The sequence below is a fragment of the Lactobacillus melliventris genome (assembly GCF_042679465.1).
Taxonomy (GTDB): domain Bacteria; phylum Bacillota; class Bacilli; order Lactobacillales; family Lactobacillaceae; genus Lactobacillus; species Lactobacillus melliventris.
The window spans coordinates 490316-516465 of the sequence record NZ_JBHTMT010000001.1 but is presented as its reverse complement, the minus strand read 5'-3'; the positions used below and the strand labels follow the sequence as shown (position 1 = coordinate 516465).

The 26150-nt window shown below is 37.7% G+C and carries 28 protein-coding genes; 22 read left to right on the top strand and 6 right to left on the bottom strand.

Annotated elements, in window-relative coordinates:
* Positions 1-8 precede the first annotated feature (8 nt).
* The 9 genes from atpA to ACFQ32_RS02575 all read left to right on the top strand — a co-directional run bounded on the left by atpA (position 9) and on the right by ACFQ32_RS02575 (position 7538).
* Positions 9-1520 carry a F0F1 ATP synthase subunit alpha gene (gene atpA, locus ACFQ32_RS02615; protein ID WP_046324712.1) on the top strand — a complete coding sequence of 504 codons (1512 nt, stop codon included), beginning with the start codon at positions 9-11 and terminating at the stop codon, positions 1518-1520.
* Positions 1521-1531: 11 nt separating this feature from the next.
* Positions 1532-2494: a F0F1 ATP synthase subunit gamma gene (locus ACFQ32_RS02610; RefSeq protein WP_046324713.1), complete on the top strand. Its 963-nt coding sequence runs from the start codon at positions 1532-1534 to the stop codon at positions 2492-2494.
* Positions 2495-2516: 22 nt separating this feature from the next.
* Complete coding sequence (gene atpD / locus ACFQ32_RS02605; protein WP_046324714.1) at positions 2517-3956, top strand: F0F1 ATP synthase subunit beta; 1440 nt, start codon at positions 2517-2519, stop codon at positions 3954-3956.
* Between the two features lie 11 nt (positions 3957-3967).
* Entirely contained in the window at positions 3968-4405 is a 438-nt protein-coding gene (locus tag ACFQ32_RS02600) for a F0F1 ATP synthase subunit epsilon (RefSeq protein WP_046324715.1), read from the top strand.
* Positions 4406-4479: 74 nt separating this feature from the next.
* Positions 4480-4710, top strand: a complete 231-nt coding sequence (locus tag ACFQ32_RS02595) for a DUF1146 family protein (protein ID WP_034981184.1) — start codon at positions 4480-4482, stop codon at positions 4708-4710.
* An 81-nt stretch (positions 4711-4791) separates the two neighbouring features.
* The gene (mreB, locus tag ACFQ32_RS02590) at positions 4792-5781 is read left to right on the top strand and encodes a rod shape-determining protein (RefSeq protein WP_046324716.1); all 990 of its coding nucleotides are present in this window, start codon (positions 4792-4794) and stop codon (positions 5779-5781) included.
* 16 nt (positions 5782-5797) lie between these two features.
* Positions 5798-6091, top strand: coding sequence for a membrane protein insertion efficiency factor YidD (gene yidD / locus ACFQ32_RS02585; protein WP_046324717.1), 294 nt, complete (start codon positions 5798-5800; stop codon positions 6089-6091).
* Positions 6092-6099: 8 nt separating this feature from the next.
* Positions 6100-6327 (top strand): DUF2969 domain-containing protein, encoded by a 228-nt coding sequence (locus ACFQ32_RS02580; RefSeq protein WP_046324718.1) that lies wholly within the window; start codon positions 6100-6102, stop codon positions 6325-6327.
* 17 nt (positions 6328-6344) lie between these two features.
* Entirely contained in the window at positions 6345-7538 is a 1194-nt protein-coding gene (locus ACFQ32_RS02575) for an FtsW/RodA/SpoVE family cell cycle protein (protein ID WP_046324719.1), read from the top strand.
* A 45-nt stretch (positions 7539-7583) separates the two neighbouring features.
* Here the strand turns inward: ACFQ32_RS02575 and ACFQ32_RS02570 are convergent, their stop codons facing one another.
* The 5 genes from ACFQ32_RS02570 to rpsD form a co-directional block, all read right to left on the bottom strand.
* Positions 7584-8039, bottom strand: a complete 456-nt coding sequence (locus ACFQ32_RS02570; protein ID WP_046324721.1) for a universal stress protein — start codon at positions 8037-8039, stop codon at positions 7584-7586.
* Positions 8040-8083: 44 nt separating this feature from the next.
* Entirely contained in the window at positions 8084-8365 is a 282-nt protein-coding gene (locus ACFQ32_RS02565; RefSeq protein ID WP_046324722.1) for a hypothetical protein, read from the bottom strand.
* A gap of 447 nt (positions 8366-8812) precedes the next feature.
* Positions 8813-10114, bottom strand: coding sequence for a replication-associated recombination protein A (locus ACFQ32_RS02560; protein WP_046324723.1), 1302 nt, complete (start codon positions 10112-10114; stop codon positions 8813-8815).
* Complete coding sequence (locus ACFQ32_RS02555; RefSeq protein ID WP_046324724.1) at positions 10115-10582, bottom strand: YueI family protein; 468 nt, start codon at positions 10580-10582, stop codon at positions 10115-10117. It lies immediately after the preceding gene.
* Between the two features lie 70 nt (positions 10583-10652).
* Complete coding sequence (rpsD, locus tag ACFQ32_RS02550; RefSeq protein WP_046324725.1) at positions 10653-11264, bottom strand: 30S ribosomal protein S4; 612 nt, start codon at positions 11262-11264, stop codon at positions 10653-10655.
* 428 nt (positions 11265-11692) lie between these two features.
* Here rpsD and ezrA point away from each other — a divergent pair, with 428 nt between their 5' ends.
* The 10 genes from ezrA (at position 11693) to mreD (ending at position 23999) form a co-directional block, all read left to right on the top strand.
* Positions 11693-13408, top strand: a complete 1716-nt coding sequence (gene ezrA / locus ACFQ32_RS02545) for a septation ring formation regulator EzrA (RefSeq protein WP_046324726.1) — start codon at positions 11693-11695, stop codon at positions 13406-13408.
* Positions 13409-13573: 165 nt separating this feature from the next.
* Complete coding sequence (locus ACFQ32_RS02540; protein WP_046324727.1) at positions 13574-14731, top strand: cysteine desulfurase family protein; 1158 nt, start codon at positions 13574-13576, stop codon at positions 14729-14731.
* A 6-nt stretch (positions 14732-14737) separates the two neighbouring features.
* Positions 14738-15955, top strand: a complete 1218-nt coding sequence (gene thiI / locus ACFQ32_RS02535) for a tRNA uracil 4-sulfurtransferase ThiI (protein ID WP_046324728.1) — start codon at positions 14738-14740, stop codon at positions 15953-15955.
* A 268-nt stretch (positions 15956-16223) separates the two neighbouring features.
* Positions 16224-18863, top strand: coding sequence for a valine--tRNA ligase (locus tag ACFQ32_RS02530; RefSeq protein WP_046324729.1), 2640 nt, complete (start codon positions 16224-16226; stop codon positions 18861-18863).
* A gap of 1 nt (position 18864) precedes the next feature.
* Positions 18865-20142, top strand: coding sequence for a bifunctional folylpolyglutamate synthase/dihydrofolate synthase (locus ACFQ32_RS02525; RefSeq protein WP_046324730.1), 1278 nt, complete (start codon positions 18865-18867; stop codon positions 20140-20142).
* Entirely contained in the window at positions 20123-20803 is a 681-nt protein-coding gene (locus tag ACFQ32_RS02520; protein WP_046324731.1) for an HAD family hydrolase, read from the top strand. Before ACFQ32_RS02525 ends, ACFQ32_RS02520 begins: the two co-directional genes overlap by 20 nt.
* Before the next feature lie 35 nt (positions 20804-20838).
* The gene (locus tag ACFQ32_RS02515) at positions 20839-21462 is read left to right on the top strand and encodes a JAB domain-containing protein (RefSeq protein WP_046324732.1); all 624 of its coding nucleotides are present in this window, start codon (positions 20839-20841) and stop codon (positions 21460-21462) included.
* Between the two features lie 97 nt (positions 21463-21559).
* A complete protein-coding gene (locus ACFQ32_RS02510) occupies positions 21560-22564 on the top strand; it encodes a rod shape-determining protein (protein ID WP_046324733.1) in 1005 nt (334 codons plus the stop codon).
* A gap of 50 nt (positions 22565-22614) precedes the next feature.
* Entirely contained in the window at positions 22615-23466 is an 852-nt protein-coding gene (mreC, locus tag ACFQ32_RS02505) for a rod shape-determining protein MreC (protein WP_046324734.1), read from the top strand.
* The gene (gene mreD / locus ACFQ32_RS02500) at positions 23466-23999 is read left to right on the top strand and encodes a rod shape-determining protein MreD (RefSeq protein WP_046324735.1); all 534 of its coding nucleotides are present in this window, start codon (positions 23466-23468) and stop codon (positions 23997-23999) included. The genes mreC and mreD overlap by 1 nt, the downstream gene beginning before the upstream one ends.
* A gap of 29 nt (positions 24000-24028) precedes the next feature.
* On the opposite strand, the gene ACFQ32_RS02495 is transcribed toward mreD, so the two are convergent.
* Complete coding sequence (locus ACFQ32_RS02495) at positions 24029-24169, bottom strand: DUF4044 domain-containing protein (protein ID WP_084619544.1); 141 nt, start codon at positions 24167-24169, stop codon at positions 24029-24031.
* A 102-nt stretch (positions 24170-24271) separates the two neighbouring features.
* Between ACFQ32_RS02495 and ACFQ32_RS02490 the strand changes: the two genes are divergently transcribed.
* From ACFQ32_RS02490 to rsmH, 3 genes are all read left to right on the top strand, one after another.
* Positions 24272-24598, top strand: a complete 327-nt coding sequence (locus ACFQ32_RS02490) for a DUF3397 domain-containing protein (protein WP_046324736.1) — start codon at positions 24272-24274, stop codon at positions 24596-24598.
* Between the two features lie 167 nt (positions 24599-24765).
* Entirely contained in the window at positions 24766-25197 is a 432-nt protein-coding gene (gene mraZ, locus ACFQ32_RS02485) for a division/cell wall cluster transcriptional repressor MraZ (protein WP_046324737.1), read from the top strand.
* A 2-nt stretch (positions 25198-25199) separates the two neighbouring features.
* On the top strand, positions 25200-26147 hold the full coding sequence (rsmH, locus tag ACFQ32_RS02480) for a 16S rRNA (cytosine(1402)-N(4))-methyltransferase RsmH (protein ID WP_046324738.1): 948 nt from the start codon (positions 25200-25202) through the stop codon (positions 26145-26147).
* Positions 26148-26150: the final 3 nt, after the last annotated feature.

The window sequence follows — 26150 nt, the reverse complement described above, 5'->3', positions numbered from 1 at the left end:
TGAAACCATTGAGCATAAAAGCAGAAGAGATTAGCTCTTTAATCAAGCAGCAGCTTGAACACTATGATGATAAACTCGACATTAATGAAGTTGGAGTTGTAACATACATAGGTGATGGTATCGCCCGGGCTCACGGATTGAACAATGTTTTGGCCAACGAACTATTGGAATTTGACAATGGTTCTTATGGTATTGCACAAAACCTTGAATCAAATGATGTTGGTATCATTATTCTAGGCAATTTTGATGATATTCGTGAAGGTGACCAAGTCAAAAGAACCGGTGAGATTATGCGTGTGCCGGTTGGTGATGCACTAATTGGTCGCGTGGTAAACCCATTGGGGCAGCCAGTTGATGGACTTGGCGAAATAAAAACGTCAAAGACTCGTCCAATCGAGGCTTCGGCACCGGGTGTTATGGAACGCCAGTCAGTTAATCAACCGCTGCAAACTGGTATCAAAGCTATTGATGCCTTAGTGCCAATCGGTCGCGGTCAGCGTGAGTTAATTATTGGTGACCGTAAGACTGGAAAAACTAGTTTGGCAATTGATACTATTTTGAGCCAAAAGGGACAAGACGTAATTTGCATTTATGTCTTTATTGGTCAGAAGGAATCAACTGTCAGAGCACAAGTAGAAACTTTAAAGCGTTTTGGCGCAATGGACTATACAATTGTTGTCGAAGCTGGGCCAAGTGAACCCGCACCAATGCTGTACATAGCGCCATATGCCGGAACGGCAATGGGTGAAGAATTCATGTATAACGGCAAAGATGTTTTGGTAGTCTTTGATGATCTATCAAAGCAAGCTGTTGCTTATCGTGAACTTTCTTTACTTCTCCGTCGTCCGCCTGGTCGTGAAGCATATCCTGGTGATGTCTTCTATTTGCATTCACGTTTACTTGAACGTAGTGCGAAGTTGAGTGATAAACTTGGTGGCGGTTCAATGACGGCCATTCCATTTATTCAAACTGAAGCGGGAGATATTTCAGCTTATATTCCAACTAACGTGATTTCAATTACTGATGGACAAATTTTCTTGCAAAGCGACTTGTTCTTTGCAGGAACCCGTCCTGCCATTGATGCCGGTAACTCAGTTTCCCGTGTTGGTGGTAGTGCCCAGATTAAGGCTATGAAAAAAGTTGCTGGTACGCTTCGTACCGACCTGGCAGCTTACCATGAACTTGAAAGTTTTGCTCAATTTGGTAGTGATCTGGATCAAGCAACTCAAGCAAAGTTAAATCGTGGACGCAGGGTTGTTGAAGTGTTAAAACAGCCACTTCATACACCAATTCCAGTTGAAAAACAGGTTATTATTCTTTACGCCTTGACTCACGGTTATCTTGATTCCGTTCCAGTTGATGATATTGCCAGATTTGAAAAAGAATTATATGACAATTTCGATACTAATCATGCAGATTTGCTAGAGCACATTCGTAAGACTGGTGAATTGCCGGATGAGAAGAAATTACAAGAAGCAATTTCTAAATTTGCGGATAGTTTTTCACCAAGTAATAAATAGGAGGTAGTTATATGCCTGCATCGTTACTTGCGTTGAAGAAGAAAATAGCTTCGGTTAAGCAAACTGGTAAAATTACTGAGGCCATGAGAATGGTTTCGGCATCAAAGTTAAACCAAACTGAAAAGCGGGATAAGGGTTACACGATCTACAATGATCACATACGGCAAACTTTATCGCGCTTGATGAGTGCTGAAGTCGTCAGCCATTTGCGTAAGGCACATGTTGCAATTGATGAAGACAGCATTAGCAAAATCGATTATGAAAATGTCTTTGGTTTGGGTGTTGTTTCCGATATGGTTCAAGCACGCAAAAAGGTCAATTCCACTGGTTATTTGGTTATTACCGGTGACCGTGGTCTTGTTGGTTCTTATAATAGTGCTGTCATCAAAAACATGATGGGATTGTTTGAGGATTCGAAGGCTGAACACAAAGATATTAAGGTTTTGGCTGTTGGCTCAGTCGGTGCTGATTTCTTTAAGAAAAACAAGCTGAACGTTGTTTATGAAAATGACAGTATTAGTGACGTACCTACATTTGATGAAGTTTTACCAATTGTTTCAACTGCAATCAAAATGTATTTGAACGGAGTTTATGATGAATTATATGTATGTTATACTCACCACATCAACTCACTTTCATCTGCATTTCGGGTTGAAAAAATGTTGCCAATCGTTGACATTGATATAGGTGTCAAGGAAGCTGAAGCCCATCAAGATTTGGAATACGATATCGAACCTGATGTTAATGCTGTTTTAACCACACTAATTCCCCAATATGCCCGTTCTACTATTTACGGTGCTATTCTGGATGCCAAAACTGCTGAACATGCCAGTTCAATGACTGCCATGCAGAGTGCTACGGACAATGTTGACGATTTGGTTTTGAGTTTAACTACTAAATTAAACCGTGCAAGACAAGCAGAAATCACTACTGAAATTACTGAAATTGTCAGTGGTGCTAACGCTTTGAAATAATTAAGAAAAGGAGGTAGATGTTTTGAGTGAAGGTGAAGTTGTTCAAGTAATCGGCCCAGTTGTCGATGTCAAATTCCCGCTTGACAAAAATCTGCCTGATATTGACAATGCTTTGCGCGTCGTTAAGTCGGACGATGAATCTGTTGTTCTCGAGGTTACACTAGAGCTTGGCGATGGTGTTTTAAGAACAATTGCGATGGAATCTACCAATGGTCTTAGACGCGGAATGAAGGTTGAAGACACAGGTGGTCCTATTTCAGTACCGGTTGGTAATGATACTTTAGGACGTGTTTTTAATGTTTTAGGTGAGCCTATTGACAACGGCCCTAAATTTGCAAAAGATCATGCTCGTGACAGTATTCATAAGAATGCTCCTAAATATGATGAATTAACAACGAGTCAAGAGATTCTTGAAACTGGTATTAAGGTAATTGATTTACTTGAACCTTATGTCCGTGGAGGAAAAGTCGGCCTGTTTGGTGGTGCCGGTGTTGGTAAAACCACTATTATTCAGGAACTTATCCATAATATCGCCCAAGAGCATGGTGGTATTTCAGTCTTTACTGGTGTTGGTGAAAGAACACGTGAAGGTAATGACCTTTACTTTGAGATGAAAGCATCTGGAGTTTTAAGCAAAACTGCCATGGTCTTTGGTCAAATGAATGAGCCGCCTGGTGCCAGAATGCGGGTAGCACTGACAGGATTAACGCTGGCAGAGTATTTCAGAGATGTTGAAGGTCAAGACGTTCTGCTCTTTATCGACAACATTTTCAGATTTACTCAAGCTGGTTCGGAAGTTTCCGCTCTGTTAGGACGCATGCCCAGTGCCGTTGGTTATCAGCCAACCTTGGCAACAGAAATGGGCCAATTGCAGGAAAGAATTACTTCTACCAAGAAGGGTTCTATTACCTCAATTCAAGCGGTCTATGTTCCTGCTGATGACTATACTGACCCGGCTCCAGCTACTACTTTTGCTCACCTTGATGCTACTACCAATTTGGAACGTAGTTTAGTTGAGCAAGGTATATACCCGGCTGTTGACCCGCTGCAATCTACTTCTAGTGCTTTGGATCCTGAAATTGTTGGCCAAGAGCACTATGAAGTCGCAACTGGCGTCCAGCATATTTTGCAAAGATACCATGAATTGCAAGACATCATTTCTGTTTTGGGAATGGATGAATTATCTGACGAGGAAAAGGTGATAGTTAGCCGTGCTCGTAAAGTTCAATTCTTCTTATCGCAAAACTTCTTTGTGGCTGAACAGTTTACTGGTGTACCTGGTTCTTATGTTCCAATTAAAGAAACTATTAAGGGCTTTAAGATGATTTTAGATGGTCATTTAGATGATCTTCCAGAAGATGCATTCCGTAGTGTAGGCCCAATTGAAGATGTTTTGAAAAAAGCAAAGCAAATGGGTGTAACTCCGAGTGATCCTGAAGCTAAAGCATTATTAGAAAAGTAAGGTGATGTCAAATGGCAGATCCAGAAAAACTTTTTATGGTAAATGTTGTAACTCCAGATGGTCTAATATTTTCTCATCATTCTAGTATTGTTGAAATGCGTGCAATTGATGGTCAACGTTCAGTGATGTATAATCACTTACCGATTTTGACTCCGCTAGCAATAGGTGAGATTAAAGTTAAAAGAAGTCGGGAAATGAACAATATTGTCAACCATATTGCTGTTAGTGGTGGCTATTTTGAATTTTCAAATAATGTGGCTACCATTATTGCTGACAGCGCTGAGCGGGCAAATAATATTGACGTTTCCCGGGCTAAAGCAGCTAGAGAACGTGCTCAAAATGCACTGAAAAAGGCTCAGGCTGCCCATGATCAACGATCACTTGAGCGGGCACAGGTTGCACTTAGAAGAGCCGTTAACCGAATAAGTGTTTACAATTCAGTTAAATAGATTTAAAGTTTTAAGCGGATGCACTGCTTTTGTGTGTCCGCTTTTATTGTAACTTAGGAAAAGTGGAAAAGAATATGTTTCAACTTGGCGTTCATGCTTTAATTAGTATAGTAATTTATTTAATTACGATTGGTTTGTCCTTTCAGATTATGAAAAGTGTTCGTATTGAAAAGATAATTCGTAAAAACAGGATATTTGAAGCACAACTGCTACTTATCTTTGCTGCAATTGCTTTAGGCTTTCTAGTGGGTAATTTCTTTATTACATTAATTGATACTTCATTGCAGTTAAGTAATTTCTTTTAAGACTTGGTAAAGCGGATAAAGTCGCCGACAAACTTAAAATCTTTATGGTAAAATATACATTGAATATGATGGAGGATTATCGTGGCACGAGATATAGGAATAGATTTAGGAACAGCAAATGTGCTCATTAATGTTTCTGGTAAAGGAATTGTCTTAAATGAGCCTTCTGTTGTTGCTGTCAATACAAGTACAAATAAAGTAGTAGCAGTTGGTACAGAAGCCTACAAGATGGTAGGAAGGACTCCGGGGAACATCCGTGTAATCCGTCCTTTAAAAAATGGTGTTATCGCTGATTTTGATATCACAGAAGCAATGCTGTCTTACTTTATTGAAAAATTAAACGTTAAGGGCTTTATGTCCAAGCCAAATATTTTAATTTGTGCTCCGACAGGAGTAACATCAATTGAACAGAAGGCAATTATTCAGGCTGCGGAAAAATCGGGTGGAGGCAAAGTTTACCTTGATTTTGAGCCTAAAGTTGCTGCTGTAGGTGCAGGGCTTGATATTTTCAAACCTCAAGGCAACATCGTAATTGATATTGGTGGTGGTACTACTGATATTGCCGTTTTATCAATGGGTGAAATTGTTACAAGTCAATCATTGCGTTATGCTGGGGATCATATGAACCAAGCTGTTGTTTCTTACATTAAGAATAAACATAACTTGCTAATTGGTTCACGCACTGCGGAACAGATTAAAATCGAAATTGGTAGTGCTTTTGAACCTGATAAGAACGAAACTATCACTGTTCGCGGTCGCGATGTGGTTGACGGTCTGCCAAAACAGGCTACTGTTACTGCGCCTGAAATTCAAGAAGCTCTTCATGATGGCTTGATGACTATTATTGCTGCTACTAAAGAGGTTTTGGAAAAAACGCCACCGGAGCTTTCTGCGGATATTATTGACCGTGGAATTATGCTGACAGGTGGTGGAGCATTGCTTAAGAATATTGATAAGCTAATTTCTTATTACCTTAAGGTACCAGTATTAACGGCCGATCATCCACTTGAAGCTGTGGCACTTGGAACGGGAATTTTGCTTAAGAATATTGAAAAACATCAGCGTCACTAATCTTGGGAGGCTAAATTTGCGTAAAATTTTGATTTATTTGGTTAAAATCTACCAGAAGTTTATTTCTCCTGCTTTACCAAAATCATGCCGTTATTATCCAACATGTTCGACCTATATGGTTGACGCATTGACCAAATTTGGTCCTCTTTTAGGACTTATTATGGGAATCTCACGTATATTACGCTGCAATCCTTTTGTGCGTGGTGGTGTTGATCCGGTACCAGATAAATTTACAATTTTTCGTAATCCTCATCCAGAACGATATGAAGATGAGATTATTGCAAAGAAATTCCATCCTAATACGAAATAGGAGTATTTATGTCAAAAAAACCAGAAAATATTAATGTGGAAATTAATGAAATTAAGGGTAAGCAAAACCCAACCTGGGAAGTAGTAATTCCCCAGAAAAAATCTATTGGCGTGATTGAAAAAGTTGCTGGCCGTTATCGTGCTACAACCGGCAAAACCAACAGCGTCTTGTATGCAAAAAGTTTGGAAAGCAGTATTAATGATTTGCTTTCATACTTCGCTTTGCATGAAAAATAATAGGTTGTGATTAATTAATGGTCAAAGTACAAAATAAAACCAATCTGTTTGATCGAATTGCCTGGAATATTGTTGTCCCTGTGCTCATATTGGCAGCTGTGGGCCTTTATTCCATTTATTTTGCCGCAATTGATGATCCCAGTCATATGGGAAGTCCAGTTAGGGCAGTGGCAATGCAAGGATTATGGTATGTTATCTCGATTGCCGCAGTTGCTTTTGTAATCCAATTTGATGCTGAACAGCTCTACCGCATTGCACCTTATGTATATGGTCTGGGGATAGTGCTTTTAATTGCGGTTTTGTTCTTTTATAATCGCAGTATAGCTGTAGATACTGGTGCCAAAAGCTGGTTTAAGCTGGGACCAATTTCTTTTCAGCCATCAGAAGTCATGAAACCTGCTTTTATATTGATGCTGGCCCGGGTTGTGCGTGAGCATAACAATAAATTTGCTCACACAATTAAAAACGACTGGATTTTAATTGGTAAAATACTGGCTTGGCTGCTACCGATTGCTGTGCTTTTAAAACTGCAAAATGACTTTGGTACGATGCTGGTCTTCATTGCAATTGTTGGTGGCGTAGTGCTAGTATCTGGTATTTCGTGGAAAATAATTGCGCCAATGTTTGTCGCTGTCTTTGTGCTGGGGGTCGTAGTTATTTATATGGTTACCACACCAAGTGGTCAATCATTTCTAAGTCATTTCTTTCAGCCTTATCAATTTAGACGCATTATGTCATGGTTGAATCCATCTAATGACACGTCAAAAGCTGCGTATCAATTATGGCAAAGTATGCAAGCGATTGGTTCTGGTCAAATATTCGGCAACGGCTTTGGTAAACTAAGTGTTTATGTGCCGGTCCGAGGCTCAGACATGGTTTATTCAGTGATAGGAGAATCATTTGGCTTTATTGGAAGTGTAGCAATCATTTTGCTTTACTTATACTTGATAGTGCAAATGGTACGGATTACTTTTGATACCAAAAACGCATTTTATTCTTACGTTTCTACTGGCGTTATCATGATGATACTCTTCCATGTATTTGAAAATATTGGTATGAGTATTGATCTGCTACCTCTGACCGGTATCCCGTTGCCTTTTATTTCTCAAGGTGGATCAGCCTTAATTGGTAATATGATTGGTATTGGTATGATTTTGTCCATGAAATTTCATAATAAAGATTATATGTTCAGTCAAGCAGGAGATTTCTAATTTATCTATGCATAAAAAAGAGCATTTCAACTGAAATGCTCTTTTTTAATTACTCAAATTTTCGTTAGAACGACAAACTAGCACGTCACAATCTGCAGTTCTAGTAACATATTCGGTAACACTGCCGATTAATATGCGTTCAACAGCGTTGAGACCTGTAGCTCCTAATACGATTAAATCAATCTGGTGCTTTTTAGGGAATTGGTGGGCGATAATTGCTTTAGGAGCCCCAAATTCAATTGAATAGTGAACCTCACTTACTCCAGCTTCTGTAGCCTGTTGGTAGTAATTTTGCAATTTTTCTTTAGCATCGTTTGATACTTGTTCAACCATTTCTGAATCAAAGCTAGAAACATTTTGGAAGGATCTGGTGTCAATGACATGTAAAATTTCCAAAGCAGCTTCATTTCGCTTAGCCGCAGCTACAGCTTTTTTAAAAGCTAAATCAGCTTCTTTTGAGCCATCAACTGCGACTTGAATACGGTGATATTGTTTCATCATTTAAAACACCTCTCTTACCATTATTTTACCAAATTTTAGTCCAGTTAATCATCCTTTTGATTAAGTAAAAGACTAAAAATTAGGATAGTAATGCTGCTGAGAATTAAAGTAATAAGATTTAAGTATTTATTCTTCTGGAAAACTAAAAATAAACCTAAAATGGTCTCTATAATTAAAATAATAGCTGTCCAAGACATTAGAGAACTAAAATTAGAAATATTTTTACTGTTGTATATTAGGAAATGACGGTGCCGATTATGCCATAAGTAAAAGGCAGTCAATAGCAATACTGCCAGGTAAATTAGAATAACAATTTTAATAGCCATAAATTCTCCAAACAAAAAACGGTCCGCAGACCGCTTTCTAAATTTCTCAAGAAATCCGAGTCGTCGAAACATAGCAAAACAATGCTTGTTGAACCCGCAGTGTTCAAAAAATGAGATGTATCGCAACGAATATGGATCCTATCTTTGAAGATAGTTTTCCGATTCGAAAGTTATTTACTATCTCGCATGTCTTATGTTTGACCGGTCAACCTTATACAATTGAGCTAGTCGATCAACTCAGATCAACTATTATACTACTAAGCATCACGAGTTTTGTCAAGGCAGAAAAATTAGAGGGTACTTTTTAGGATAGCTTTTAAGCTCCTGAACGAACTAAGGTTATCAATATACCGGCTTACTTTGTGCATGACCAAAATAAAAGGGCTGATTGCAAAATAAATCTTCGGCCAGCATCTACTAAAATATTTTCCTTCTATGCAAAACTAATTATTTTAGACCCTGTTTTTGCAATTCATGCAAAGTTTCGTATTGCTTTTTAAACCCTTTTTCTATTTTAGAATTGCCTTTAGGCTGAAAATATCGCGTGCCAACGAGTTTATCTGGTAAATATTGCTGTGGTACCCAATCATTCACATAAGAATGAGGATAAATATAACCATTACCGTGACCTAATTTTGCTGCACCACTATAGTGTGCATCTTTTAAAGTAGAAGGGATATTGCCATAGTCCTTATTTTTTACATCAGCTAAAGCCTGATCAATAGCACTGATAGCACTGTTACTTTTAGGTGATAAAGCCAGTTCAATCACCGCGTTAGCTAAAGGTATCCGCGCTTCAGGGAAACCCAGACCCTTAGCAGACTGAATAGCTATTTGAGCATGCTGAACGGCTGCGGGATTTGCAAGGCCGATGTCTTCATAGGCAATTACACTTAAACGCCTACAAATTGCTATTAAATCACCAGACTCAATTAGTCGAGCTAAATAATGCAAGGCTGCATCTGTATCAGAACCGCGAATTGATTTTTGAAAAGCAGAAACCAGATCATAATGCCCATCGCCCTTAGCATCAAAGTTTTGATTACGCAGCTGGATAGAATTGGCCATTTCATCTTGATCAATGATTAATTCAGTTTCATCATTTTTACCGGCAGCTATCATTTCCTGTTTCGTTGAGCGGACTGCAAGTTCGAGTCCGTTCAGTGTCGAACGTAAGTCACCGTTGCCTTTTTGCACTAATAATTCTCTGGCGCTTGAAGTCAATTTAACGTTGTACTTACCCAAACCAAGTTCACAATCTTTAAGCGCCCGGTCAATTGCTTTATTGACATCATTTTTTGCCAAAGGCTTTAATTCAAAAATCTGGCAGCGGGAACGAATAGCGGGGGAAATTGCTATATACGGATTTTCAGTTGTCGCACCGATCAAAATAATTTGTCCGGATTCTAAAAGAGGTAATAAAAAGTCCTGCTTGGTTTTATCCAAGCGGTGAATTTCGTCTAGGAGCAATATCACCGTACCACTCAATTTTCCTTCCGCGGCTACTTGCTCCAGCTGTTTTTTACTGTCTGTTGCAGCGTTAAGCTGGCGAAAAGCGTATTTGGTGGAACCAGCTATGGCACTGGCAATACTTGTTTTACCTATTCCCGGAGGACCGTAAAGAATCATCGAGGACAACATTTTGGCTTCAACCATCCGGCGAATAATTTTTCCAGGGCCAATTAAATGCTCCTGACCGACTACCTCATCTAACGTTTTTGGTCTCATTCTGTAAGCTAATGGTTTCATTTAATTGTCTCCATGAAAAAGTCGCTGCCAGAAACCAGCTTTTTTAGTTTTGTCACTAGTAAGCAATTCTTGGGGCATTTCGGGTGGATACACTTGACTTATTTCAATGCGCATTTTGTTAATTGCATTTGCAGCTACTACTAAGATTGCCGAGTCATTCGGACCCGTTTTTGCCGTTTCATTGTTAACGATAGTAAAAGAGATCTCGTATTTGCCACAACTAGTTTCCACTTGATCAACAAACTTATCGTGTAAATTGCCATTAATCAGGATATTGTAACCAATATAATCTTTAAAATGGCGTAAAAATAGGTTGGTTAATTTAGGATCTTGCACTTCAGCATTGGTCATTCTAACTAATACCCGCTCGCGAAGAGACCCTAAAAATCTTCTGCGTTCATCCGGCTTTGTTTGGGGTGTGATGCCTTGAGCAGCATTTGAAACTCTGGTATTTAAATCCTCCGTCATTGATTGGTACTCCTTTCGGGTAACAAAAACCCCTCTCCAAGAAGGAAAGGGGTTTGTAAAAACATGGAAATTAAAGTAACTTGTTGTAGTATTCAACAACTAGAGCTTCGTTAATTTCTGGTTCCATTTCATCACGTTCTGGAAGGCGAACAAGTGAACCTTCTACCTTGTTGTCATCGAATGAAACAAAGGATGGGCGGGATACAACTGCTTCAAGTGCATCCTTAACTTGTTGCAGGTTCTTTGACTTTTCCTTAAGACCAATGGTTTGACCAACCTTGACTTCATAGGAAGGAATATCAACACGCTTGCCGTCAACAGTGATGTGACCGTGGTTAACTAATTGTCTAGCTTGCTCTCTAGTAGTAGCCAAACCTAAACGGTAAACAATACTGTCTAAACGGCATTCAAGCAGAACCATAAAGTTAGTACCGTGTTCACCTTCACGGATCTTACCGGCACGTTTGAATAAAGTTCTAAATTGACGCTCATTTAAACCGTACATCCAACGTAACTTTTGCTTTTCATGCAATTGTTCGCCATATTCTGATAAACGACCACGTGAATTAGGGCCGTGTTGACCAGGGGCGTAGTTTCTACGACTAAGCTCCTTGCCAGTACCTGAAAGTGAAATTCCTAATCTTCTGGAACGTTTCCAACTTGGACCTGTATATCTTGACATAAAATCCTCCAATAAAATCTGATAACAGTTTTTGGAGTAAAATAATTACGTATAAGTTTAACATTCGTGCATCTTAATTTTCATTTTCGCCTATTGCAGCGTCGGTTACTCGTTCACTAAAACGTATTAAGATGTTGACGTTCTTGCCACTTATAGCTGCAAATATTTTACACGTTCTATATTATAGTTGTATTACCTTATTAAAGCAAGGAAAATAGCGATTGCTTTAATATTTAATAATTTAACTAGAAAAATAAAAAGGTGGTAGCAACTTGTTAATACTAGTATACTGCTTTTAATTAAAGAGATATTTATAAATATCTGATCGCACGATTTTATTTAAATAACGAATTTTATTGGCTTGAAAAAACTCTTGACCACAATAATGTAGAAGTTTGGTATAATTGGGGTAGTTTTGGAGGAAAATTATGTCACCAACTCAATCCATAGTTGTAATCATTGCAATTTTAATCATCATTATAATTATAGCCGCTATGTTAATAATCAATCGCCGCCAATTAAGGCAAATTCTTGAATTAGACGATTTGATTACCAAAATTGATAAAATGCATTTAGAAACAGATATTGTCAATCTGGATAAAATGGATTTAGCCGGTGAAAGTTTGACAACATTAACTACTTGGCGTAAAAACTACGAGCAGGCATTGGCTAAAAAGATTCCTGCAGCGCAGAACTTTCTTGAACAGGCTGCTGAGCAAAATACACACTATCACTTATTTAAAGCTCATAAAAGTATTAAACAAGCCCGTGAAATCATGGATCCAACTTATAAAGATGCTAAGAACACTAAGGAAGTATTCACAGAATTACTTGAATCAAACCGTGAGAATCAAAAAAAATATAACGACTTGTTCAATGGCTTTAAAGAAATGCGTAAAGACATTCTGGCAAATTCATATGATTATGGTGCTGCTCTGGATCAGATTGAAAACGAATTGACAAATATTGAAAATGACTTTTCGGAAGCCAAGAGTTTGACTGCTCAAGGAGATCAAGTTGAAGCAAAACGTATTTTGTCAAAAATTAAAGCTGCTTTGACTAACATTAGTTCTATCCTGCCCGAAATCAGAAATGCCCGTCATCAACTTAATAAAGTTTTTCAAGATCAGTTGAGTGAACTATCTGACAGTTATAAGAAGATGATGTCTTCTAAGTATTACATAACTCAGGTAGACGTTTTAGCTGAGATTAAAAAAATCAGAGGACAAGTAGCCGATGCAAATAATTTGCTCAAAGAACTTAAAGTTTCCGATCTCAAAGCAAAAAATGCGGAAATCCAAAAAGAAATTTCTGCTCTTTATGATATTTTAGCTAAAGAGTACATAGCGAGACCATTTGTAGAAGAAAATCAAGATAAAATCCAGCGTCTGCTTGCTCACGAACAAGTTGAATCAAAAAAACTAGTAGCAAAATTGCGCCATATTGATGAGAGTTATGAGCTTACTCACAATGAACTTGCCACTAGTAGGAAGTTGGAACAGGAAGTCAATGATATGGAGCGGCAATATACGGTTGATACCCAGAATGTTGCTGATGGTAAGGGAGTTTATTCCAAAATTAAGTCATCGTGGTTGAGTATGCTGGAACGATTGCGTGAAATTAGTGATGAACAAAAGAAAATGTCCCAAGACGTTGATGGTCTTTATGATTCTGAAAATGTAGCCAATGATTCAATCAACCGCTTTAAGCAGGAAGTTTCTCTAGTTTATCGCCGTTTGGAACGTAAAAAAATCCCTGGTAATCCTGATACTTTTGTGCAAATGTATACTTTGGTTGTCAACGAGATTGGTCATGTGGCAAAAGAATTGAGTCAGGTAAGGCTAAACATGGAAAAGATTTCTCAGGAATTAATCCAAATTTCTGATGATGTCGAAAGGTTAAAACGAGAAGCAGATGACATAATTAATTCTGCAGATCTAGTTCAGCTAACCTTGCAATATTCTAATAAATATTCCAATAATGGTTCCATTAAAAGCGCTCAGAAAAAGGCAATGCAACTTTATGAACAGGATTATAACTATAAAGATGCTTTGGACACCATTGCAACTGCTATTGAAAAAGTTGAGCCAGGTTCATATCAACGCTTAGAAAATTTGTACTATTCTGATAAGAAAAATAGCTGATAAGAATCATAAACCTGCAGAAAATTATTTAGCTTTAAAATTAAAAAAAGAATTTTAAAGCTTTTTTAGTGCTCATGAATAAATAATTGAAGCTGACAAGAATTTAAGTTACAATTTATAAGTTAATAGCTGACCATGTAGTGTTTTTGGAGGGGGAGAACTTCCGTGATTTACTTTGACAACAGCGCCACGACTAAGATTGATCCTGCTGTTTTAGCCACTTATGATAAAGTAGCTCAAACCATTTGGGGCAATCCGTCCAGTTTACATAAACTGGGAGACCGTGCATTTCAACTTTTAGAAAGTTCACGTAAGCAAATTGCCAGTCTTTTGGGCACAAAACAGGATGAAATTTTCTTTACCTCTGGTGGCACTGAGTCAAATAACTGGGCAATAAAAGGAACCGCTTTGCAAAAACGGGAATTTGGCAAGCATCTCATTACTTCAAGCGTTGAACATGCTTCTGTTGCCAATGCTTTTAACGCTTTAGAATATATTGGCTTTCGTGTAACCCGTTTACCCGTTGATAAAGAAGGCCGTGTTAACGTAAATGATTTACGTAATGCTTTAGATTCTGATACCACTTTAGTTTCAATAATGGGCGTTAACAATGAAATTGGTACTATCCAGCCAATCGCTGAAATTAGTGATTTATTAACTAACTACCCAACTGTAAGTTTTCATGTGGATAATGTGCAAGCATTAGGTAAAAATATTTGGTCTCGTGTTTTTACCCCTCGTGTTGATTTTTCCAGTCTGTCAGCGCATAAATTTCATGCACCACGGGGTACCGGAATCCTTTATAAAAAAGAGGGCAAGATGCTTGCTCCCTTGCATGATGGTGGCGGTCAGGAAAAAGGTTTGCGTTCAGGTACTGAAAACTTACCGGCAATAGCAGGAATGGCTAAAGCAGTACGTTTGCTTTTGGAAAATGAACAGGAAAAAGCTCAACGTGAGGTTGAAATTAAAGCCAAAATAGTGAAGTATCTCCAAGATAAGCCAGGAATCACTATATTTTCACCATTGAATGATAACTTTGCCCCTCATATTTTATGTTTTGCTCTTGAAGGTATTCGAGGAGAGACTCTTGTTCATACACTCGAAGAGTATGACATTTATACTTCAACTACTTCGGCCTGTTCTTCCACTAAGACTGATCAAGCAAGCACATTGGTGGCAATGCATGTTGATGATAAAGTAGCAACAAGTGCGATTCGTCTTAGTTTTGATGAAACTAATACTCTTGCCGAGGCAGATGAATTTATTAAGGTCTTTGATAAAATTTACCATCATTTTGCCAGAATTAATCATTTAGGAGAATAATTTTTTATGAAATATACTGAAATAATGGTACGTTATGGTGAGCTGTCAACTAAAGGAAAAAATCGTAAAGATTTCATTGGCCGCTTAGCTGGTAACGTGACTAAAGTATTGCGCGATTTTCCGCAAGTCGAAATACACCCGCGGCATGACCGCATGCACATAGTTTTAAATGATGCACCTTTTGCAGAAGTTGATAAACGTTTAAAAAGGGTTTTTGGTATTCAAACTTATTCACCAACTATCAAAGTTGAAAAAACTTTGGCAAAAATTGAAGAAACTGCTCTAGCTTTAATGAAAGAAACTTTTAATAAGGGTATGACTTTTAAAGTCAACACTAAACGCAGTGATCACCAATTTTTATATGATACCAATGAGTTGAATAAAATGGTGGGTGACTATCTCTTTGCCAATATGGAGAATTTAAAGGTAGAAATGAAACACCCTGACATTGTCCTTAGAATTGAAGTGCGCAAGGATGCTGTCTATATTTCTAATCAGTTACTTCGCGGTGCAGGTGGAATGCCCGTTGGGACAGGTGGACGCGCCGTTATGATGCTATCTGGCGGAATTGATTCGCCAGTAGCTTCATATTTAGCTCTTAAGCGTGGTGTTGATATTGAAATGGTTCATTTTTACAGTCCGCCATATACTACTGAAAAAGCGCTAAATAAGGCTAAAGAATTAACTGGAATTCTTGCTAATTATGTAGGCAAGATCAATTTTATTGCCGTGCCTTTTGCTGAAATTCAGGAAACCATTAAGGAAAAAATTCCTGAGGGTTATTTAATGAATGTGCAAAGAAGGCTCATGTTGCAGTTGGCAGATAAAATAAGAGCTAAAAGAAGAGGCCTGGCTATTTTTAACGGTGAATCCGTTGGTCAAGTGGCTTCGCAAACTTTGGAATCAATGGCTGCAATTAATGATGTGACGACCACACCAGTTGTCAGACCAGTTGCCACGATGGATAAAACTGAAATTATTAATTTGGCTGAAAAAATTGGTACTTTTGATTTGTCTATCCAGCCATTTGAAGATTGTTGTACAATTTTTGCCCCTCCTCGTCCCAAAACTAAGCCCAAAATCGATAAAGCACGGGAATTTGAAAACCGTTTGGATGTAGAAGGCTTAATAGAAAGAGCTTTAGCAGGTATACAAGTAACTTCAATTTATCCTAATGATAAGTTTTTGGCAGATAAAGCGGCAGAAGATGCTGCACTACTGTAAAAAACGTGTTATAATACGCCCAAAGCAATAATTGAGAGGTATTAACCTTATAGATAGAGAAAGGCTGATAGTGGTGAAAGGCCGAATGAAGGTTAATTGGTAGCTCAATTGGACTGATTGGCTGAACTAACAGTAGGCTGATCCGGCAAATTCGCCGTTATCATTATTAAGAGAGGCAGAATTTATTCTGCTTAACTTTAGGTGGTACCGCGGTTAATCACATCGTCCTAGACATGTTGTCTAGGACTTTTTTATTGGGAGGAGAACTATGACAGATTTAGCACCAAAATATGACCCACGCGAGGTTGAACAGGGTAGATATCAAAAGTGGCTTGATCAAGATTTATTTAAGCCATCTGGAGATAAAAAGGCACATCCGTATGCAATTGTTATTCCGCCACCAAATGTTACTGGTAAGCTTCATTTAGGTCATGCTTGGGATACAGCAATTCAGGATACATTAATTAGATTTAAAAGAATGCAGGGTTATGATACCTTGTATCTTCCGGGAATGGATCATGCCGGAATTGCAACTCAGGCAAAAGTTGAGGCTAAATTACGCAAACAGGGTAAAGACCGTCATGAAATGGGACGTGAAGCTTTTGTTAAACAAGTTTGGGACTGGAAAGATGAGTACGCTGCTATTATCAAGAGCCAGTGGGCAAAATTGGGCCTGTCACTAGATTATTCACGTGAAAGATTTACATTAGATAGGGGTTTGTCTAAAGCTGTTCGCCGCGTCTTTGTCCAACTTTACAATGAAGGATTAATTTATCGCGGGGAATACATTATCAATTGGGATCCTGAGTTGCAAACAGCTCTAAGCGATATCGAAGTTATTCACCAAGACGATAAAGGCGCTTTTTATCATATTAAATATCCGTTTGCGGATGGTTCTGGCTTTGTTGAAATTGCAACTACTCGTCCTGAAACTATGTTCGGTGATACCGCGGTTGCTGTGGCACCGGGGGATGAACGCTATAAAGACCTTGTCGGCAAAGAATTAGTTTTACCGCTAGTGGGACGCCATATTCCAATTATTGAAGATCAACACGTTGATCCTGAATTTGGTACAGGTTTAGTAAAGATTACACCTGCTCATGACCCTAACGACTTTTTAGTCGGCAATCGTCATCACTTAAAACGGATTAACGTCATGAACGACGATGGCACTATGAATGAAAATGCCGGTAAGTATGAAGGGATGGATCGTTTTGAGTGCCGTGAAGCATTAGTTAAGGACCTGAAGGATCAGGGCTATCTGATTAAAGTTAAGCCGATTGTGCACTCAGTTGGACACTCAGAGCGTTCTGGCGTTCAAGTTGAACCTCGTCTTTCCACTCAATGGTTTGTTAAGATGAAACCATTAGCTGATAAAGTTTTAGAAAATCAAAAAACTGCGGGTAAAGTTAATTTTGTACCAAAAAGATTTGAACAAACTTTAGATCACTGGATGGAGGATGTTCATGACTGGGTAATTTCACGCCAATTATGGTGGGGACACCGAATTCCTGCTTGGTACAATAAAAAGACCGGTGAAATGTATGTTGGCGAAAAAGCGCCAAAGGACATTGAAAACTGGAAACAAGATCCAGATGTACTAGATACCTGGTTCTCCAGTGCTTTATGGCCATTCTCAACTTTAGGCTGGCCTGATGAAAATTCTGCTGATTTTAAGCGTTATTTCCCAACCAATGCCTTAGTTACTGGCTATGATATTATCTTTTTCTGGGTTTCACGGATGATATTCCAGAGCTTGCATTTTACACATGAAAGACCGTTTAATGACGTGGTACTTCATGGCTTGATTCGTGATGAACAAGGACGTAAAATGAGTAAATCTTTGGGTAACGGGGTCGATCCAATGGATGTTATTGACCAGTATGGTGCCGATGCTTTACGCTGGTTCTTGCTTAACGGTACAGCTCCAGGTCAAGATACTCGTTATAATCCTAAACAATTGGCATCTGCATGGAACTTTATCAATAAGATTTGGAATGCCGCCAGATTTGTCATTATGAATTTACCAGAAGATGCACAACCTGCTCATATGCCAGATACAGCTAAATTCGACTTAGCAGATGGTTGGATTTTTGATCGTTTAAATCATACTGTTAGTGAAGTTATTCGGTTATTTGATGACTATCAATTTGGAGAAGCTGGTCGTGAATTATACAACTTCATTTGGAACGACTTCTGTGACTGGTACATCGAAATGGCCAAAGTAGCTTTGAATGGTAATGATCAAGAATTAAAAGCAAGAAAACAAGATAATTTAATTTGGATTCTTGACCAAATCTTGCGTTTATTACATCCAATTATGCCATTTGTAACTGAAAAGCTTTGGCTCTCAATGCCACACGATGGTGAGTCAATTATGGTGGCTAAGTATCCTGAAGTACATGCTGAATTTGAAAATGAACCAGCTTGTCATGACATGGCTTTCTTAATTGAAATTATTAAGGCGGTACGTAACATTCGCATGGAAGTAAATGCTCCGTTATCTTCTTCAATAGACATCATGATTCAGTTAGAAGACTCTAAGAATGAAAGAATTTTAACTGACAATGAAGATTACGTTAAGAACTTCTTGCATCCAAAGGAATTAACCATTTCAACTCAAATTGCTGCACCAAAACTTGCTAAAACTGCAGTGATTTCAGGAGCTCAGATCTTTGTGCCATTAGCTGATTTAGTTAATATTGCCGACGAAATCAAGCGCATGACCAAAGAAGAAAAAGATTTGCAAGCTGAAGTTGAACGCTCAACTAAGAAACTAAATAATCAAGGCTTTGTCGCACATGCTCCGGAAGCTGTGGTAAATAAAGAAAAGGCGAAAAAAGCTGATTATGAAAGTCAACTTCAAAGCGTTCAGGAAAGAATTCAAGAATTAAAGAAGAGTGAATAACGTGACTTTTACCAAAGCTCAAGATGTGATTAATTATTTATACTCACTTCCTAAATTACATGAAAAAGCAGATTTAACATATATTAAGACAATTTTGGCTATGTTAGGTAATCCGCAAGATCAGATAAAAACAATCCATGTTACGGGCACGAATGGTAAAGGCTCAACTTCTTACTATTTAAGTAATTTGTTGCAAAAGGCTGGTCAAAAGACTGGCCTTTTTGTTTCGCCCTATGTTTTTGAATTTAACGAGCGAATTCAGTTGAATGGTCAAAATATCAGTAACCAAAGTTTGATTGGAATAGCTAATAAAATAGAGTCGGTTTTGACAAAAATTCGTAAAAACAATCCTGCTTTTTCATTAGTGACGTTTGAATATGAAGTAGTATTGGCATTTCTTTATTTTGCACAAGAAAAATGTGACTATGCTGTGATAGAAGTTGGCATAGGTGGTGAACATGACAAAACTAATGTCATTACACCACAAGTTAGTGTGATTACTACAGTTGGACTAGATCATGAGCAAGTTATCGGACCAACGCTAGCAGATATTGCCCGTGAAAAAAGTGGCATAATAAAGAAAAATCGGCCAGTTGTTTTAGGTAATATTCCCAAGGAAGTGTTACCTATTATTCAGCAAAAGGCTCAAAAAGAAAATGCTCTGGTTAAAAAACTTGGTTCTGACTTTAATGTTTTACTTCAAGAAAACTTGGAGTATCAAGATCAATATCAAAAGCTTGCTTTTATACCCAGGCCACTAGTTGAAGGCTATGATATTGGTATTGCAATTCAAGCCTTTAGCTTATTAAATCTGTCACTTTCTGCTTCAGAGATAGAAGATGCAATAAACCAAACAACTGTACCTGGACGTTATCAAATCTTGCAAAATAATCCTTTAATTATCCTTGATGGAGCGCACAATATTCAGGCAATGCAAAACCTGCTAAATTTTGCTCATTTTAAGCAGAAAAAAAAGCAAGGAAAAATTAGAGTATTGATGATGATGATGAAAGATAAGGATATTGAGCAAGTTTTTAAACTGTTTAAACCGGCAGATGAAGTTCACTTAACTACAATTGATTATCCGCGTGCAGCTAAAAAAGAAGACTATCCGGTTTGGATTCAAAAAAAATATCATTATCACGTTGACTGGCGAACTTCTTATCAAGAATTAAAGCAGAAGAGTCAAACAAATGATATACTGCTAGTAACAGGATCATTTTACTTAGTTGGGGATATTTTACAAATGGAGATAAAAGATGCGTGTTCAAGGCATTAAGGATGATATCAAAGGCATTTTGTTTGATATGGATGGCTTGCTGGTTAATTCCGAAAATTTATACTGGGAAGCCAATATTCAGGCAGCTAAGGAGGCAAATCTTGGTACGCCCGATGATATTTATCTTAAATTAGTTGGCTCGACAACAACTGATATGAACGATTTTTACCAGCAATACTTTAAGAATGAAGAACAACGTGACCAATTTATTAAACGTACTGATGAACTAGTATGGCAGTGGACTGAACAAGGTAAATTAAAGTTAAGGCCGGGAGTGCAAAAAGCTCTTGATCGGTTTCAGGCTGCCGGATTGCCTATGGCTGTGGTAACCAGTAATTCTGAAAATGTGGTGGAGCATAATTTATGGGCCACAGGAACGCGTAACTATTTTCAATTTCACTTAAATTATGACGATGTAAAAAATAATAATGTCAAGCCTAAGCCTGCACCAGATATTTATCTTTTGGCAGCCCAAAAATTACATGTTGCCAAAAATAATATTTTAGCATTCGAAGATTCTTCTCCTGGCTTGCTAGCTGCTGTTAATGCCGGCTTAAAATGTGTAATGGTGCCGGATTTAATTCCAGCTACCACCGAAGATCATCAGAATGCGGCTTTTGTTTGTCAAGATTTCTTTGAATTTTTACAAAAAGTTAGTTAGTTTTGGCGTATATAAATAGTGAAAGGAATGATTTTATGGAATTAATAAGGTCTCATCACTATTTAATTAAAACTGACTGGGAAATGCTGAACAGTTTTTTTGATGAACTGAAAGAACATGGAATTGAAAATTTTGATGAACTTCTTGTTAAGTTGGAAGAATTAAAAATAAGAAATGCCAATGATCTGCTTAAATATGTATCTGGTGACCAATGCTGTGACAGTTTAGCAATTTTAGGTGAGGGATTACTTGAAAGATTGCGCTCCGCGGTATCAGACCGGGAACTTATTATGACTTCAAGCGATGAAGTCGGTACTTATTTATTAGATAAATTTGCAGGACATAAACAAGAAGAACTATGGGCAATCTACATAGATAACAGTAATCATATAATTGCTGAAAAGAAGTTGTTTCAAGGTACTTTGGATAAGTCAATAGCGCATCCACGAGAGGTTTTTCGTTGGGCAGTTATTTATGCCTGTGCCGGCTTCTTTGTAGTGCATAATCATCCCAGCGGTAATTTGTTACCTTCAAAAAGTGATATTGAACTCACTGAGATGCTTCATGAGGCAGCAAAACTATTTCGGATTGAATTTCTTGATCATTTTATTGTGGGCAAAGGAAATTACTTTAGTTTCTGTGAACGGCAATTATTTTAAAATCATCTTAAAGTTACGTTCCATTTTCTTTTTTAAGTTGCACTTTATGCTATAATTATTCAAGATTTAGAGACTGCAATAATAAGGAGAGATTTACGTGTTTGGATTAGGAGCAAAAAATATTGGCATTGACTTAGGAACTGCCAATACTCTTGTTTATATGGAAGGTAAAGGGATTGTTTTAAGAGAGCCTTCTGTGGTGGCAAAAAACACCCATACCGGCAAGGTAATTGCGGTAGGGTCAGAAGCAAGAGAAATGATCGGCAGAACACCAGAAAGTATAGTGGCTATTAGGCCAATGAAAGATGGCGTAATTGCTGATTATGATACAACTGCCTCAATGCTTAAGTATTTTATCGAAAAGACTGTTGGCAATTCCAAACCTTCAGCTATGATTTGTGTACCTTCTGGTGTTACTGAGGTTGAAAAGCGGGCAGTGATTGATGCTGCTCGTGTAGCTGGAGCACGTGAAGCTTTTGTAATAGAAGAACCATTTGCAGCTGCTATTGGGGCAGGATTGCCAGTAATGGATCCCACTGGCTCAATGGTTGTAGATATTGGTGGGGGAACTACCGATGTTGCCACTATTTCTTTAGGGGGAATAGTTTCTTCTACCTCAATCCGCCAAGCCGGTGATAAGTTCAATACGGCAATTGTGAATTATGTTCACTCTAATTTTAATTTGCTGATTGGTGAGAGAACTGCTGAAGATATAAAAATTCAGATTGGTTCTGCTTCAGTTGAAAAGGCTAAAGATATTGAAGCAGTCAATATTCGTGGCCGTGATTTAGTTACTGGTTTACCAAAATCAGTTGATGTAAAAGCAGTCGATGTAGCTCATGCTATTCAAGATGTTGTTCAGGACATTATCGTTGCAATTAAGGAAACGCTTGAACAGACCTCCCCTGAAATAGCAGCAGACGTCATTGATCACGGAATTGTATTAACAGGCGGTGGAGCTTTACTAAAAAACTTACCTGAGATTATTTCCGAAGCTACTAAAGTGCCAGTATTTATAGCCCAAGATCCACTAGATTGTGTTGCAGTTGGTACAGGTGAGTCTCTGAAAAATATTGAAGTAATGCGCAAAAATCGCAGATAATACTAAAAGTCGGCTGTTTTCGCCGGCTTTTCTTTAGGGACTGTTTCCAAATGAAGAAATTTCTACAAAACAAAAAATTATTATCGGCATGTATAGCAGTTATTTTGGCTTTTACTGTTATAGGAGGCAGTGTCAGCTTACGTAATAGACGTGATACCCCCCTGATTATTCAGAGTTTTGGCAATGATGTGGTCGCAGTGGGATCAAGAATAATTGATTTTCCATTAAGTTTTGTTTCTGGCAGTTTAAATAATGTTCACGATTTGTTGAATACTCAAGATGAAAATAACTACCTCAAGAGCAAAGTTACTGACTTGGAACAAACAAAAGCTCGTAATGCTAGCTTGGAAGCTGAAAACAAACAACTTAAATCAGCATTAAAAGTAAAAAATACGCTTACTGACTATAATATTATTCAAGCATCTGTCATTTCTCGTTCACCGGACAGTTGGACAGACCTGTTGGTTATTAATAAAGGATCTACATCTGGCTTGCGTAAAAATATGGCGGTAATGTCCGGTGGTGGTATTATTGGTCGCCTAATAGAAGTCAATGCCGCTACTGCAAAAGTTGAATTAATAACAACTAGTGATAAATCAGCCAATCGTTTCGCAGTTGAAGCACAAGCCGTAAACGGAAAAAAAGTTCATGGAATTATTACGGTAATAGGTAACAAGACACTAGCATTTACTCAGGCGGTCGATAGTAAAAAACTAAAGCGTGGTGCAAAAATTTACACTAGCGGATTAGGTGGTAATTCACCCAAAGGATTATTGGTAGGAACAGTTTCTACTACAACCCATGATACATTTGGCTTATCTGATTTGATTAAAATTAATCCAGCAGGTGAATTAAATGATCCTTCTGTAGTTTCAGTTATTAAAAGGAAAGTGAACGACTAATGAAGTCTCTGCGAAAATTTAGTCTTGTTTTAGCTTTATATATAGTTTTAGCTATCAGCGGCAGTTTGTCTTTATTCTTTCACCGGTTTTTTTTAATAGGTAATGCTACAAACTTATTGGTACCCGTTAGTATGATGTTAATAGCACTTTTTGATGACACTAATCATAAAGAGATTTGGTTAGCTTTTGGTACTGGTATAGTAAGTGATATTTATTTTTTTGGTATTATTGGTGTTTATGCCATTAGTTTACCTATAATTTGCTGGCTGTTGCAAAAAGCTGCCAGATTTTTACCAGAAGTTTTTTGGGCCCGAATTTTAGCGATTTTAATCTCTTCTATTCTGGTTGAGGGCTATACTTGGCTTATTATGAATATGACAGGCCTGACGAGTATTAGTTCAATTAAATTGATAAAAAGTATTTTGCCAACCTTATGTTGGGCATTTATTTTTGCTTGCGTTACTTATAAATTATGGTGGAATTTAGCCGTTAACTATCCTTTTATGGTAAATTTAGATAATTATCAACAATAAAAAACGTGAGACAATGATCTCACGTTTTTTTATTCGAAAAAGCCAAAGCTGGATAATGCACCAACAACTTGCATTACTACAGCAGCTAAAGTTATTATTGCCATTAGCCAGGCCATAGCAATTGTTAGCTTTTGAAATTTAGATCTCTTTTTCTTATGTCTTCTCGTCATTGATAGACCTCCCTATTTGAACAATATTTTATGCTACTTAAAAGTTTTTTTCAATTAGAGAGTAAGATAAAATAGAGATTAGATAATAGAGGAATATAGCCAATGTTTTTAATTTTTTTGATACCTATTGTTGGTCTTGTTTTAGCTTTTCTTATTAATAAGATGTTTCCCAAGGCGCAATTTCGCGGATATGATTTATTACCATTCTTTTTTATATATGCATGCCACCTGATTACCCTGAATCAGAAAAGGCCTGAGTTTTTGCCATATGGGTTTTTTGTCTTCTTCATTTTAGTTATAATAATAGCTATAACGGAAGCAATTAAAAATAAGAACTTGTCCATAAGTAAAACTTTCCGCAAAATATGGGACTATTTAACTGTTAATACTATTTTTTGGTATTTAGGGTTATTATTTTTAATGATATAGTCAAACTTTTTGAGTAAAAAAATTTATTTTTCAAGTTAAACGCAAACCTGCAATGGTCTGCGTTTTTTACTTTTTGGCTCATAAAAAATAAATGTTAAACTTTATAACTAAAAAGTGGTAGGAAGTGGTGAATTGTGGTAAATTAATTAGTGGAAGGGGGTAATGCCATGTTCATGGGTGAATATCATCACAATCTCGACAGCAAAGGACGTTTAATTATACCTGCTCGTTTGCGTAGTCAGATTGGCGAAAAAATGATATTTACTCGTGGAATGGAAGGTTGCATTTTTGGCTATACTACAGAGGCATGGCAGAAAATTGAAGCCAAGCTAGCCCACCTTCCTTTGACTAAGAGGAATGCACGTAGTTTTACGCGTTTATTTTACTCTGGTGCAATGGAATGCGAATTTGATAAGCAGGGACGTGTGAATCTGACCACAACGTTGAAGAAGCACGCTTGTCTTGTTAAAGAATGTGTCATTATAGGAGTTTCTGATCGAATTGAGATTTGGTCGAAAGAGCGTTGGGAAAGCTTTAGTGATGAAGCCAACGAAAACTATGATGATATCGCAGAAAATTTAGATGATTTGGAACTATAAACATGGAATTCAAACACACCAGTGTACTCTTACACCAAACAATCGATAATTTAAAACCCAAAAATGGTGGTCTTTATGTAGACGCAACTTTTGGCGGCGGCGGTCATGCAAAATATTTACTGAGCAAACTTGCTAGTGGTACCGTGATTGGTTTTGATCAGGATGAATATGCAATAAATTCGGCTAAGTTAAACTTTGCCGATTTACTTAAATCTGAGGCTGATCCTAAATTACAATTAGTACACGACAACTTTAGTCATTTAAAAATTAACTTGGTTAAGCTGGGTTATCAAGATGGCATTGACGGTATCTATTATGATTTAGGCGTTTCCTCCCCCCAATTTGATCAGGCAAAAAGAGGCTTTTCTTACCGCTTCGATGCCAGATTGGATATGAGAATGGATCAGGATCAAAGTCTTGATGCGTATCAATTGGTTAATTACTCAAGTCAAAAAGAATTGGCTAATATTTTGTATAAATTTGGTGGAGAAAAGTATTCTCGCCAGATTGCTCATAAAATTGTCCTTAAAAGACAAAAAAAGCCAATTGCGACAACCTTTGAACTGGTTGATGTTATTAAGGAAGCAATTCCTGCGTTTGCAAGAAGGACTGGAGGGCATCCAGCAAAAAAGACTTTTCAGGCTTTGCGTGTTGCTGTAAACCACGAGCTTGATGCTTTAAGTACATCACTTGAGGAAGCGATCAAATTACTCAAACCAGGCGGTCGCATTAGTGTGATTACTTTTCAGTCTGATGAAGACAAAATAGTAAAAAATATTTTTAAAAAATACTCCGACGTTGAGGTACCTAGGGGAATGCCTGCTATTCCCGATGACTTGAAGCCAACGCTTCGATTAGTAAATCGTAAGCCCATTGTTGCTTCGGCTGAAGAGCTTAAAAATAATAATCGCTCACACAGTGCCAAGTTGCGGGTTGCAGAAAAATTGTAAAGA